The organism is Peribacillus simplex (genome assembly GCF_001578185.1).
Taxonomy (GTDB): Bacteria; Bacillota; Bacilli; order Bacillales; family DSM-1321; genus Peribacillus; species Peribacillus simplex_A.
Genome location: NZ_CP011008.1, coordinates 1,672,687 through 1,687,339 on the forward strand (window position 1 = coordinate 1,672,687; position 14,653 = coordinate 1,687,339).

The 14,653-nt window shown below is 41.8% G+C and carries 11 protein-coding genes; all 11 read left to right on the forward strand.

What is annotated here, in order from left to right; genetic code table 11:
• Positions 1-2 precede the first annotated feature (2 nt).
• The 11 genes from UP17_RS07930 to UP17_RS07980 all read left to right on the forward strand — a co-directional run bounded on the left by UP17_RS07930 (position 3) and on the right by UP17_RS07980 (position 14,645).
• The gene (locus UP17_RS07930) at positions 3-800 is read left to right on the forward strand and encodes a phosphatidate cytidylyltransferase (RefSeq protein WP_061466022.1); all 798 of its coding nucleotides are present in this window, start codon (positions 3-5) and stop codon (positions 798-800) included.
• 42 nt (positions 801-842) lie between these two features.
• On the forward strand, positions 843-2,003 hold the full coding sequence (gene dxr / locus UP17_RS07935; protein ID WP_061462437.1) for a 1-deoxy-D-xylulose-5-phosphate reductoisomerase: 1,161 nt from the start codon (positions 843-845) through the stop codon (positions 2,001-2,003).
• Positions 2,004-2,010: 7 nt separating this feature from the next.
• Entirely contained in the window at positions 2,011-3,279 is a 1,269-nt protein-coding gene (gene rseP, locus UP17_RS07940; RefSeq protein WP_061462438.1) for an RIP metalloprotease RseP, read from the forward strand.
• A 280-nt stretch (positions 3,280-3,559) separates the two neighbouring features.
• Positions 3,560-5,260 (forward strand): proline--tRNA ligase, encoded by a 1,701-nt coding sequence (locus UP17_RS07945; protein WP_061462439.1) that lies wholly within the window; start codon positions 3,560-3,562, stop codon positions 5,258-5,260.
• 164 nt (positions 5,261-5,424) lie between these two features.
• Positions 5,425-9,747, forward strand: a complete 4,323-nt coding sequence (locus UP17_RS07950; protein ID WP_061462440.1) for a PolC-type DNA polymerase III — start codon at positions 5,425-5,427, stop codon at positions 9,745-9,747.
• A 193-nt stretch (positions 9,748-9,940) separates the two neighbouring features.
• The gene (gene rimP, locus UP17_RS07955) at positions 9,941-10,414 is read left to right on the forward strand and encodes a ribosome maturation factor RimP (protein WP_061462441.1); all 474 of its coding nucleotides are present in this window, start codon (positions 9,941-9,943) and stop codon (positions 10,412-10,414) included.
• A gap of 43 nt (positions 10,415-10,457) precedes the next feature.
• Positions 10,458-11,588, forward strand: a complete 1,131-nt coding sequence (gene nusA, locus UP17_RS07960) for a transcription termination factor NusA (RefSeq protein WP_061462442.1) — start codon at positions 10,458-10,460, stop codon at positions 11,586-11,588.
• A gap of 17 nt (positions 11,589-11,605) precedes the next feature.
• Positions 11,606-11,881, forward strand: coding sequence for an RNase P modulator RnpM (gene rnpM, locus UP17_RS07965; protein ID WP_061462443.1), 276 nt, complete (start codon positions 11,606-11,608; stop codon positions 11,879-11,881).
• A gap of 4 nt (positions 11,882-11,885) precedes the next feature.
• A complete protein-coding gene (locus tag UP17_RS07970) occupies positions 11,886-12,191 on the forward strand; it encodes a YlxQ family RNA-binding protein (RefSeq protein ID WP_061144653.1) in 306 nt (101 codons plus the stop codon).
• Positions 12,192-12,210: 19 nt separating this feature from the next.
• A complete protein-coding gene (infB, locus tag UP17_RS07975) occupies positions 12,211-14,367 on the forward strand; it encodes a translation initiation factor IF-2 (RefSeq protein ID WP_061462444.1) in 2,157 nt (718 codons plus the stop codon).
• Positions 14,364-14,645, forward strand: a complete 282-nt coding sequence (locus tag UP17_RS07980) for a DUF503 domain-containing protein (protein WP_057913375.1) — start codon at positions 14,364-14,366, stop codon at positions 14,643-14,645. Before infB ends, UP17_RS07980 begins: the two co-directional genes overlap by 4 nt.
• The last annotated feature ends 8 nt before the right edge of the window (positions 14,646-14,653 follow it).

Here is a 14,653-nt window from a genome sequence, read left to right on the forward strand (position 1 = left end):
TAATGAAACAACGAATTATTACGGCGGTCGTAGTTGCCGCTATCTTCATTCCACTAGTCATTTTAGGGGGAGTTCCCTTTTTACTGACAGTTTATCTGTTAGGGTCCATTGGTTTGTATGAACTGATGAAAATGAAAAATTTACGCGTTGTATCTTTTGAGGCGTTACTTTCTCATATATTATTGTGGGTACTTTTATTGCCTAATGAACATACCGCTTTTTTAGCAGAAATAAATTACGATAAAGTGCAAGTCTTCCTAATCGGGGTTTTGCTGCTGTTACTTTATACAGTTGTTTCTAAAAACCGTTTTACTTTTGATGACGCAGGCTTTTTAGTGATTTCAATCTTATACTTGGGAATGGGTTTCTACTTCCTATTTGAAACACGTGACGCTTTAGGACTGGGTCTGATCTATATCTTGCTTACCCTATTCACGATCTGGGCAACCGACTCCGGAGCTTACTTCATAGGTAAATCACTTGGTAAAAGGAAGCTATGGCCAGAAATAAGTCCAAACAAGACTGTGGAAGGATTTATCGGCGGGTTATTTTCTGCGATGGTAGTGGGTGTGCTATTTTACATCTTCTCGAGTCTTGACTACACGTTATTACAATTATTATTGATTTCATTAATCATTGGGGTATTCGGCCAATTGGGGGACCTCGTCCAATCGGCGTATAAACGTCATTATGGGGTTAAGGATTCCGGCAAGCTTCTCCCGGGACATGGCGGAATTTTGGACAGGCTTGATAGCTTGATATTCATTTTACCGATTTTGCATTTATTGCATGTTTTATAATATAAAAATAGGCAGTGTTATATGAATTAGGAGATGAGCAATTTGAAAAACATCAGCCTTTTGGGCGCGACAGGTTCGATTGGTCAACAAACAGCGGATGTGGTGAGGTCACATCCTGACCAATTCAAGATAGTGGCTCTTTCTGCTGGAAAGAATATAGAATTGGTCAGGACTTATATACAAGAGTTTGAACCGAAACTAGTTTCGGTCCAGACGGAAGAAGATTATCATGTTTTGAAAAGTGAATTCTTCAGCCGCAAAGATATCGAGTTCATGTATGGCGATGAGGGACTGTCTGCTGTTGCTGTATATGATCAGGCGACAATATTGGTCAATGCCGTCATCGGAAGCGTGGGCCTTTATCCGACGCTTCAAGCGATAAAGGCTAAAAAAGATATTGCTATCGCCAACAAGGAGACTTTGGTAACGGCAGGTCATTTGGTCATAAGTGAAGCTAAAAAAGCGGGGGTTCGTTTGCTGCCGGTTGACAGCGAGCATTCCGCTATTTTTCAGGCATTGCAGGGTGAAAAGGAAAAAAATATAGAACGTCTTGTCATTACTGCTTCAGGTGGCAGTTTTCGCGATCGGACCAGGGAAGAATTGAAGGATGTAACGGTGGAAGAGGCATTGAACCATCCGAACTGGTCAATGGGAGCTAAAATCACGATTGATTCAGCATCAATGATGAATAAGGGTTTGGAAGTGATTGAGGCCCACTGGCTATTTGATCTTCCATACGATAAAATTGATGTATTGCTACATAAGGAGAGTATCATCCATTCCATGGTTGAGTTTCATGACTCCAGCGTGATTGCACAACTGGGAACACCGGATATGCGAGTGCCGATTCAATATGCACTTACTTATCCGGACCGTATTCCGTTGGCAGGACGCAAGCGCCTGAATTTGGCTGAAGCAGGCAAACTGCATTTTAGCGATATGGATTTCACTAGATATCCTTGTTTGCAATTTGCCTATAAAGCGGGTAAAATGGGCGGAACGATGACTACCGTGCTGAATGCCGCCAATGAAGCGGCAGTCGCTGCTTTCTTATCTGGAAAGGTATCCTTCCTTGAAATTGAAACGTTAATTGAAAGAGCGCTGAATCAGCATTCCGTGATGGCCCTTCCGGATTTAGAAACGATTCAGGAAGTGGATAATATGACAAGGCAGTATATAGAATCCTTAGTGAAAGATAGGTGACCGGAACATGCAGACTTTAGAAACGATTATAGCGTTCATCATCATTTTTGGCGCTCTTGTATTTTTCCATGAGCTTGGACACTTAGTGTTTGCAAAGCGTGCCGGAATTTTATGCCGTGAGTTCGCAATCGGTTTCGGCCCAAAAGTATTCACATATAAAAAGAAGGAAACCGTTTATACCATTCGATTGCTTCCGCTGGGCGGGTATGTGCGTATGGCTGGTGAAGATGCAGAAAATATAGAATTGAAGCCCGGCTATCGAGTAGGATTGATGTTTGATAATGATGAGAATGTTACAAAAATCATTTTGAACAATAAAGATAAATATCCTGATATTCGTCTTGTGGAAGTTGAAGTGATCGACCTTGATCATAAGCTTATCCTTACTGGTTATGAAGAAGGTGAGGAAGATAATCTAAAAACGTTTACCATTCATGAAGAAGCGGTAATCGTTGAAAATGGTGTAGAGAACCAGATTGCTCCATATGACCGGCAATTTGCTTCAAAGTCGCTTGGGCATCGCTTCCTGACGATAGTAGCTGGACCAGCAATGAACTTTGTTTTGGCTTTTGTCATTTTTGTGTTGATCGGCCTGTTTCAAGGGGTCGTGGTGGATGAAGCGAAACTTGGTGAGCTGACTGCAGACGGTTCGGCTGTTAATGCCGGGTTAAAATCTGGTGATGTCATTCAATCCATAGAAGGGACGGAAGTCTCATCTTGGGAAGATGTTCAGGAAAGCATTCAAAAGAACCCTGGGCAAGAGATCGAGTTCGTCGTGGACAGGGACGGGAAAACGTTAGAAGTGCCGGTCATTCCACAAGAAGTGGAGAGGGAAGGTAAGAAAATCGGGATTATCGGAGTTTACCCTCCAGTTGAAAAAGCACCGATTAAAGCTATACAATACGGTTTTACGGAAACATATTTTTGGACAAAACAAATTTTCATCATCCTTGGTGACCTCGTAACAGGTGGATTTACGATTGACAGCCTATCCGGTCCTGTAGGAATATATAAATCAACTGAAGAAGTAGCGAAACAAGGTTTATTCACGTTAATGAAATGGGCAGGGCTGCTGAGCATTAACTTGGGAATCATGAACTTGCTGCCGCTACCGGCATTGGATGGAGGAAGACTGTTATTCTTTGTTGTCGAATTCTTAAGAGGAAAACCGATCGATCGCCAAAAAGAAGGAATGGTTCACTTCATCGGCTTTGCTTTGCTGATGTTATTGATGATAGTCGTTACATGGAATGACATTCAGCGGTTCTTCTTATAAGACATGTTTGGATAAGGTAAAACAGGCCAGCAGATTTTTTTCTGTTGGCTGTTTTCTTATCTCCAAGAAGGAATAGTCATTTCCTAGTTTTTTAACCGTTTTAGGGAAATAGTTTGTTTTCTAAGGAAATCGTAAGTATAATCGAGAATGAGTATATTAAATTAGCTTTTCTGAATAGCGCAGAAAGACTTTTTTGTATGATATGACCGTATTCATGCTGCAGTATGAATTTTACCGCAGCCGCAGTTTAATTTAAAGGAAATATTGAAGAGGTGCAGATATGAAACAAAGTATGACGTTAATCCCTACATTGAGAGAAGTGCCTGCAGATGCTGAAATCAAAAGTCATCAGCTTCTATTACGTGCAGGATTTATGAGACAAAACTCCAGCGGGGTTTACAGTTTTATGCCGCTTGGAAAAAAGGTGCTTCAAAAGGTTGAAGCGATCGTTCGGGAAGAGTTGGAGAATGCTGGTGCAGTAGAACTATTGATGCCTGCTTTACAACAAGCTGAATTCTGGCAGGAATCTGGACGCTGGTATACCTATGGTCCAGAGTTGATGCGCCTTAAGGACCGCAATAACCGTGAATTTGCGCTAGGTGCCACACATGAAGAAGTGATAACCAGCTTAGTTCGTGATGAGGTGAAATCATACAAGCGTCTTCCTTTAACGGTTTACCAAATCCAAACCAAATTCCGTGATGAAAAAAGACCGCGTTTCGGATTGTTGCGTGGACGTGAGTTCATCATGAAGGACGCTTATTCTTTCCATGCCAATCAAGAAAGCCTGGATGCTGTTTATAAAAATATATATGCGGCATATTCAAATATATTTAGCCGTTGTGGGTTGGACTTCCGTGCCGTCATTGCTGATTCTGGGGCGATGGGCGGAAAGGATACACACGAATTCATGGTCCTATCCGAAATAGGGGAAGATACCATCGCCTATTCTGATACTTCCGAATATGCAGCGAATATTGAAATGGCACCGGTGAGTGTAAAATATGAAAAAAGTTCCGAAGCACAAATTGCACTTGAAAAAATTCATACACCTGGCCAAAAATCTATTGAAGAAGTGGCTTCATTCTTAAATACAGATGCAGAGAAACTGATCAAATCGCTATTGTTTAAAGTGGATGAAAAGTATGTGCTTGTATTGGTACGAGGGGATCATGAAGTCAATGATATCAAGCTGAAGAATTTCTATAACGCTTCAATCGTTGAATTGGTCGATCCGAATGAAACGAAAGAAGTCTTAGGATGTGCAATTGGATCCCTTGGACCAATCAATGTCACATCTGAAGTGGAATTGATAGCCGATGTTGCCGTAGAAGCAATGGTTAATGGAATCTGTGGTGCAAATGAAGAAGACCATCATTATATGAACGTAAATCCCACTCGTGATTTTAACGTGGACAATTTTATAGACCTTCGTTTCATTCAAGAGGGTGACCCATCACCGGACGGAAACGGAAAAATTAAATTTGCCAAAGGAATTGAGGTAGGCCACGTATTCAAGCTGGGAACAAAATATTCCGAAGCTATGAATGCAACATTCCTGGATGAGAATGGACGGTCTCAGCCTATGATAATGGGCTGCTATGGAATTGGTGTTTCACGTACGCTTGCAGCTGTAGCTGAACAATTCAACGATGAAAAAGGATTGGTCTGGCCAGCGAATTTAGCACCATACCAAGTCCATTTGATTCCAATCAATATGAAGGATGAGGCTCAGGCTGTCCTGGCAGAAGATTTGTATAATGATCTAAAGGCACAAGGCATGGATGTTCTTATGGATGATCGTCAAGAACGTGCTGGCGTAAAATTTGCCGACTCTGACCTGATCGGTCTTCCTGTCAGGGTGACGGTCGGTAAAAAGGCATCCGAGGGAATCGTAGAAGTGAAAATCCGTAAAACGGGTGAGGTTCTTGAAATAGAAAGAGCTGAACTTATTCAAAAGCTTCAAGAAATACTTGGGTAATTTTAAAAATTGGGGAATTAGGCATCATTCAATTGGATGATGCCTTTTTTTTCATGGATTTAGATACTAGTGAAACACTCGTGATATGTTATAATAGCCTCTGATATCATAGTGAAAATGATAATGAATAATATCTTAGAGATAGTAGATAGGGGAGAGAGGAAATGGATCAAAATCCAAATAGCGGTAGAGAGAGATTTCAACTCTTGCTCCAGCAAATGGACTTGACTGAGGATGCCTTTGTGAATTATTTCATAGGTGCCGAAATTGATAAACTCTCAATCGAGAGGGAGTCCAAAAAATGGCATTTTGCCTTTAATATACCTGCATTAATTCCTTGCAGTGTTCATACAAGACTTGCTACTCAATTAGCAAGTACGTTTTCCCATATTGCGAAGGTAACGTTCAACTTAAATGTGGTCAATCCGCAAGTGACGGAACAATTGGTAAAAGAATATTGGAAAAACTGCATTGGCGAGCTTGAAGGAATGTCTCCAGCCCTGTTGTCACTTCTGAATGAACAAGAGCCCGCAGTGAATGGATATAAACTTATCGTAAGCGCCCGGAATGATACGGAGGCTGGCCAATTGAAACGTAAGTACTCCGGCATCATTTCGAATATCTACCAAACTTTCGGTTTTCCCCCGTTGACTCTGGAAGCGGAAGTGAAGGAAACGGTTTCGAATCCTGATTACCAGAAGTTTTTAGAAGAGAAACAAAAGGAAGACGCGGAAAAGGGACTTGCTGCCTTAGTGGAAATGCAGAAAAAAGAATCGGAAAAAGGCGGCGACGAAGGCGTCTACGAAGGACCGGTTAAAATTGGCTATACGATTAAAGAAGATGCGGATTTCCGCAGAATCGAACAGATTATCGATGAAGAACGCAGGATTGCTGTCGAAGGATTCGTTTTTGATGCAGAAGTCCGTGAGTTACGCAGCGGACGGAGCCTCTTGACATTTAAAGTCACGGATTATACAAGCTCAATATTAGTCAAAATGTTTTCGCGTGATAAAGAGGATGCTGCCATACTTGCCCGAGTGAAAAAAGGGATGTGGGTACGTGCCCAAGGCAGTATCCAAAATGATACATTCGTACGTGACCTGGTAATGATCGCAAATGATATAAATGAAATTTCTAAACAAGGACGGCAGGATAAGGCACCTGAAGGTGAAAAGCGTGTAGAACTGCATATGCATACCCCGATGAGCCAGATGGATGCAGTGACGCCTACTTCTGCTCTTGTTGCCCAGGCTGCCAAGTGGGGGCATAAGGCTGTTGCCATTACGGATCACGCAGGTGCACAATCATTCCCTGAAGCTTATAGTGCCGGGAAAAAGAATGGTATTAAAATCCTTTATGGCGTCGAAGTGAACCTTGTGAATGATGGGGTGCCCATTGTTTATAATGAGGCGCATATTCCTTTGGCAGATGCCACCTACGTTGTGTTTGACGTAGAGACGACTGGTCTGTCAGCTGTTTATGATACGATCATTGAATTTGCTGCAGTGAAAATTCGTGACGGGGACATCATTGATAGATTTGAGTCATTTGCGAATCCGCATCACCCATTATCCAATACGACGATAGACTTGACTGGAATCACTGATGATCTCGTGGAAAATGCTCCAGAAGTCTCGGAAGTACTAGAAAAGTTCAAGAACTGGGCAGGCGATGCGATCCTTGTTGCCCACAACGCAGCCTTCGATATGGGCTTTTTGAATATAGGTTATAAAAACATGGGATATCCTAAAGCTTCCAATCCTGTTCTTGATACATTAGAACTTGGCCGTTTCTTATATCCGGAGTTTAAAAATCATCGGTTAAATACATTATGTAAAAAATTCGACATTGATTTGACCCAGCATCATAGGGCCATTTATGATGCCGAAGCTACAGGTTACCTAATGCTGAAGATGCTGAAGGATGCAATGGAAAAAGAGATTACCCATCATGATCAGCTTAATGACAATATGGGTAAAGGAAACGCTTATCAGCGTTCCCGGCCATCCCATTGTACGTTGATCGCGCAAACACAGGCTGGCTTAAAAAACCTTTTCAAATTAATTTCAATATCGCACATCGATTATTTTTATCGTGTTCCCCGGATACCGCGTTCACAACTTAAAAAGTATCGTGAAGGAATTTTGGTCGGATCGGGATGCGATAAAGGGGAAGTTTTTGAAGGGATGATGCAGAAGGGGTTTGAGGAAGTCGTCGAAATCGCAGAATTCTACGATTATCTTGAAATTCATCCGAAGGAAGTGTATCAGCATCTGATTGATCTTGAATATGTCCGGGATGATAAATCGTTAGAAACGATCATCTCCAATATCGTCAAGCTCGGTGAAAAATTGGATAAGCCAGTCGTAGCGACGGGGAATGTACATTATTTGGATCCAAATGATAAAATTTACCGGAAAATCCTTGTGAATTCACAAGGTGGAGCAAACCCGCTGAATCGTCATAAGCTGCCTGACGTACATTTTCGGACAACTGATGAAATGCTACGGGAGTTTTCCTTCCTTGGTTCAGAGAAAGCCAAAGAGGTCGTGGTAACCAACACCAATAAAATCGCTGATATGATTGATGAAATCAAGCCAATCAAGGATGAGCTATATACACCTAAAATTGAAGGTGCCGAAGAAGAGATGCGTGAGATGAGTTATGGCATGGCAAGGAAGATCTATGGAGAGAACCTGCCGGAAATCGTGGAAGCCCGTCTTGAGAAAGAATTGAAAAGCATCATTGGCCACGGTTTTGCCGTTATTTATTTAATTTCTCATAAACTAGTAAAAAAATCATTGAATGATGGGTATCTCGTTGGCTCAAGGGGATCGGTTGGATCATCTTTCGTTGCCACGATGACTGAAATTACGGAGGTAAATCCTCTTCCGCCACATTATGTATGTCCGGAGTGCAAGAAATCCGAATTCTTCAATGACGGTTCTGTAGGTTCGGGGTTTGACCTCCCAGATAAGGACTGTCCCGAATGTGGCATTGCTTATACAAAAGACGGGCATGATATCCCGTTTGAAACCTTCCTTGGATTTAAAGGGGATAAGGTTCCCGATATCGATTTGAACTTCTCTGGTGAATATCAGCCAAAGGCCCATAACTACACTAAAGTCTTATTCGGTGAAGAATATGTATATCGTGCGGGAACGATTGGTACTGTCGCTGAAAAAACGGCTTATGGATATGTAAAAGGGTATTCCGCTGATAATAACATCCATATGCGCGGAGCTGAGACTGATCGACTTGTTGCCGGTTGTACAGGGGTGAAACGGACGACAGGACAGCATCCAGGCGGAATCATCGTTGTTCCTGATTATATGGATATTTATGATTTCACACCTATTCAGTTCCCTGCTGATGACAGGAATTCCGAATGGAAAACAACTCACTTTGATTTCCATTCCATTCACGATAATATTTTGAAACTAGATATCCTTGGACATGATGATCCGACTGTGATCCGGATGCTTCAAGACTTAAGCGGCATCGATCCAAAGACCGTTCCCACAGATGATCCTGAAGTAATGAAAATATTCAGCAGTACCGAATCTTTAGGAGTTACAGAAGAACAGATCATGTGTAAAACGGGTACACTCGGCATTCCCGAATTTGGAACGCGTTTCGTCCGGCAGATGCTTGAAGATACGAAACCTACGACATTTTCCGAGCTTGTTCAGATCTCAGGGCTTTCTCATGGTACCGATGTGTGGCTGAGCAATGCACAGGAACTGATCCACAACCGGATATGCACGCTAAGTGAGGTTATAGGCTGTCGTGATGATATTATGGTTTATCTGATTTATCAAGGGCTCGATCCATCCCTGGCGTTCAAAATTATGGAATCTGTACGTAAAGGGAAAGGGCTCTCGGAGGAATTTGAAGAGGAAATGAGGAAAAATGAGGTGCCGGAATGGTACATCGATTCATGTAAGAAGATTAAATACATGTTCCCGAAAGCCCATGCTGCAGCTTACGTCTTAATGGCTGTCCGGATAGCCTATTTTAAAGTGCATCTGCCTTTATTGTATTATGCAGCCTATTTCACAGTGCGTGCCGATGATTTTGAAATCGATGCCATGACACGGGGGCCGCAAGCAATAAAAACGAAAATGGAGGAAATTACCGTAAAGGGATTGGATGCATCCACAAAGGAAAAGAATACATTGACGGTTATTGAACTAGCTTTGGAAATGTGTGAACGCGGATATGCGTTCGCTAAAGTGGACTTGTACAAATCAAGTGCTGATCAATTCTTAATTGAAGGAAATACTTTGATACCGCCTTTCAATTCAATACCTGGTCTTGGAACGAATGCCGCCATCAATATCGTCAACGCACGCAAGAATGGTGAATTCCTCTCGAAAGAAGACCTACAACAACGGGGGAAGGTTTCGAAGACCATCCTTGAATACCTTGATAAACAAGGCTGTCTGGAGTCATTGCCTGAACAAAATCAGTTATCATTATTTTAAAGAGGAAACTGTTGTCAAAAAGGAAGAAACAGACATGGTATTTGCATAAATATCTTGATTATGGTATATTTTTATTGGAAATACTAAGAGGAACCAATGGCAAGAGTGGGGAAACCCACTCTTTCGTGTTGTATTGACCATTTAATTTTGAATCCGAAACCAAGCGCATACAACGCACGTATGGAGGAAACAAATGAGTAAAAAGGTAACGGAAGTTGTAGAGGAATTTGCATTACCAATTCTTGAAGAATTGCAGCTTGAATTAGTCGAAGTGGAGTATGTGAAGGAAGGTAAAAGCTGGTTCCTTCGAGTGTACATTGATAAAGAAACAGGCGTAGATATTGAAGATTGCGGAAATGTGAGTGAAAAACTCAGTGAAAAGCTTGATGAGGTTGATCCGATTCCACAAAATTATTTTCTCGAAGTTTCATCTCCCGGAGCTGAAAGGCCTCTGAAAAAAGAGAAGGATTTCCTTAAAGCTATCGGTAAAAATGTTTACATAAAAACATACGAGCCCATTTTAGATGAAAAAGAATTCGAAGGAATCTTAACCAGTTTCGATGGTAAAGAAGTGACACTCGAAGTCAGAATCAAGACAAGAAAGAAAACCATCGTCATACCATTCGAAAAGGTGGCCAAAGCAAGATTGGCGATTACCTTCTCTTAAGTCAAGCAAATCATTAATTTAAATATCCGTAAGGGGGATCACCATGGGCAATGAGTTATTGGATGCTCTCTATATTTTAGAAAACGAAAAAGGAATTTCCAGGGAAGTTTTGATCGACGCGATTGAAGCTGCTCTTATATCGGCATATCGCCGTAACTTTAACCAAGCACAAAATGTACGTATCGACTTGAACCTTGGTAAAGGAACTATGCGTGTATTTGCCAGAAAAGACGTTGTTGACGAAGTATTCGATTCACGTCTGGAAATTTCTGTTGAAGAAGCAAGAGCAATTGATCCCAACTACCAGTTAGAGGATATTGTCGAAATGGAAGTAACACCAAAGGATTTCGGCCGTATCGCTGCACAAACTGCAAAACAAGTCGTTACTCAAAGAGTGCGTGAAGCAGAACGAGGCATCATTTATGCCGAATTCATTGATCGGGAAGAGGATATCATGACTGGCATCGTTCAACGCCAAGATTCACGATTCATCTATGTGAGCCTAGGTAAAATCGAAGCTTTGCTCCCGGTGAATGAGCAAATGCCGAATGAACAGTATAAACCTCATGATCGCATTAAAGTTTTCATCACTAAAGTTGAAAAAACTTCTAAGGGCCCGCAAATTTTTGTATCCCGTTCACATCCTGGCCTTTTAAAACGTTTATTCGAAATCGAAGTGCCTGAAATTTTTGATGGAACAGTAGAAATTAAGTCAGTTGCCCGCGAAGCAGGCGACCGTTCAAAAATCTCCGTGCACTCAGATAACGAAGAAGTCGATCCTGTCGGTTCATGTGTAGGCCAAAAAGGACAGCGTGTTCAGGCCATCGTCAATGAGTTGAAGGGTGAAAAAATCGATATCGTTAAATGGTCGGAGAATCCGGTCATTTTCGTTGCGAATGCTTTAAGCCCTTCAAAAGTACTTGAAGTTATCGTAAAAGAAGAGGAAAAGGCGACGACTGTGATCGTTCCGGATTATCAACTTTCCCTGGCAATTGGTAAGCGCGGACAAAATGCCCGTTTAGCTGCCAAACTTACAGGCTGGAAAATTGATATCAAGAGTGAAACGGAAGCCCGCGAAGCTGGTATTTATCCAGTGGAAGAACAGGAATTCCTTTTGAGCAGAGATAGTTATGTTAATGAAGAGGAAACAGATTTCGAAGAGGATAACGAGTAATTCAGAGGTGAAAAAAGATGAATAGCCGAAAAAAAATCCCGATGCGTAAATGTGTGGCTACAGGTGAAATGAAGCCGAAGAAAGAACTCATTCGCATCGTTCGATCTAAAGAAGGGGAAGTCAGCCTTGATCCGACCGGAAAGAAATCGGGAAGGGGAGCTTATTTGACTCTTGATCGGGATGTTATCGAGCTGGCCAAAAAGAAAAACGTGCTGGCTAATCACCTTAGTACCCAAATCGATTCTTCCCTTTATGAACAATTGCTTGAATTAGTGAATAAGGAGAAAAACTAACACCATGACCCAACAACAACAATGGATGTCTCTATTAGGTTTGGCCAATCGGGCACGCAAGCTAATTTCGGGTGAAGAATTAGTGGTTAAAGAGATTAGAAGCGGTAATGCCAAAGTTGTTATTTTATCCGCGGACGCTTCAAAAAACACTGAAAAAAAAATATCTGATAAGTGCGCATTTTATCAGGTTCCTTTAAAAAGAGTCGAAAGCAGGTCTATGCTCGGCCATGCGATAGGTAAGGATGCTAGAGTTGCCGTCGCAGTTCTGGATGAAGGTTTTGCACAAAAACTCCGAACGCTGCTCGATTAAATTTTACGGGGGTGAACGTATGACAAAATTGCGTGTATATGAATATGCAAAACAAAAGAACGTTTCAAGCAAGGATGTAATAAATAAACTTAAAGAAATGAATATAGAGGTAACAAACCATATGACAGCATTAGACGATTCAACTGTAAATAAATTAAACGATTCAATTAAACCTAAAAACGAAGATAAAAGCCAAGCTGCTGAACCAAAGGCAAACGCTACGGTTGCGAAGTACGAAGCTGAAGCGGATGAAAAGAGCACAGTTAATAAAGAAAAACTGAAGAAGAAACCACCAGTTAAACCTGTAGGTACGAAAAAACCAACGGGGCAGTTTAACAGGGGCCGCAATAATAAGAATAAAAATAATAAACAAAGACAACAAGCCCCACAGGCTCCCGTTACAAAGCGTAAGGAAAGAGAACTTCCAGAAAAAATTACGTTTTATGAGTCTTTGACCGTTATGGAACTTGGTAAAAAACTTCATCGTGAACCTTCTGAAATCATTAAAAAGCTCTTTATGCTTGGTGTTATGGCTACAATCAACCAAACTTTGGATAAAGATGCAATTGAATTGATTTGTACAGAATACGGTGTAGTGGCCGAAGAAGAGATTCGTGTTGACCTGACCGACCTTGAGTCACTAGTCACTGAAGACGCTTCTGAAGATTTGATTGAACGTCCGGCTGTCGTAACGATCATGGGGCACGTTGACCATGGTAAAACAACATTGCTTGATTCTATACGCCATACAAAAGTTACAGAAGGCGAAGCAGGCGGAATAACTCAGCATATCGGTGCTTATCAAGTTAAAGTAAACGATAAGAAAATAACATTCCTAGATACACCAGGCCATGCTGCTTTTACAACAATGCGTGCCCGCGGTGCACAAGTTACTGATATCACGATCCTGGTTGTTGCGGCGGATGATGGTGTTATGCCTCAAACGATTGAAGCGATTAACCATGCTAAAGCGGCAGAAGTACCAATTATCGTCGCTGTCAATAAAATGGATAAAGAAGCTGCCAATCCGGACCGTGTCATGCAAGAATTGACTGAACATGGTTTAGTTTCTGAAGCTTGGGGCGGAGACACAATTTTCGTACCAATTTCAGCTAAAAACGGTGAGGGTATCGATAGCTTGCTTGAAATGATTCTTCTTGTCAGTGAAGTGGAGGAGTATAAAGCGAATCCATCTCGTAAAGCAAATGGAACGGTTATCGAAGCGCGTTTGGATAAAGGTCGCGGATCGGTTGCTACTTTGCTTGTTCAAAACGGTACGTTGAAAGTCGGAGATCCGATTGTTATCGGTAATACATTCGGCCGTGTCCGTGCTATGCTTAACGATCTTGGACGCCGTGTTAAGGATGCAGGTCCTTCAACACCGGTTGAAATCACTGGATTGAACGAAGTGCCACAAGCCGGTGATCGTTTCATCGTCTTTGAAGATGAGAAAACGGCCCGTCAAGTTGGGGAAGTGCGTGCACAGAGACAACTTGCTTCACAACGTAATGAAAAATCCCGTGTAACGCTTGATACATTGTTCGAGCAAATGAAAGAAGGGGAAATTAAAGAATTGAACATCATTCTAAAAGCGGATGTTCAAGGTTCTGCGGAAGCAGTAGCCGCTTCCCTGAATAAAATAGAAGTGGAAGGCGCTAAAGTGAAAATCATTCACACTGGCGTCGGTGCAATTACAGAGTCTGACATCATCCTTGCTACAGCTTCCAATGCAATCGTCATCGGATTTAACGTCCGTCCTGACGTGAATGCAAAGCGTGCAGCTGAATCAGAAAATGTTGATGTCCGCCTTCACCGCATCATCTATAAAGCGATCGAAGAGATCGAGTCGGCTATGAAAGGGATGCTTGACCCTGAATTCGAAGAAAAAATTATCGGTCAGGCTGAAGTTCGTACTACTTTCAAAGTATCTAAAGTAGGTACGATTGCCGGTTCATATGTCACAGAAGGAAAAATTACACGTGATAGCGGTATTCGCTTAATTCGTGAAGGTGTCGTCATTTACGAAGGTGAAATTGATGCATTGAAACGTTTTAAAGATGATGTAAAAGAAGTGGCAACGAACTACGAATGCGGTATTACCATTAAAAATTACAACGACCTTAAAGAAGGCGATGTAATCGAAGCTTATGTAATGGAAGAGATTGAACGTAAATGATCGTTGGCTCTGTCCAATGTGAATGCATCATCCATGACACCCATTCATTGAAAGAAAAACGGGCCGTGCTTCAGCGTGTCATGACACGGCTTAAACAGAAGTTCAATATTTCTGTAGCCGAGACCGATTTTCAGGATTTATGGCAGCGGACAAAGATTACTATCGTAACCGTAACATCCTCAAGGAAGGCTACAGAGCGGGAACTTCAAAATGCCCTTAAATTTCTAGATTCTTTTCCGGAACTAGAGCGAACAATAACAGATATAGACTGGCTTTAGGCTATCGA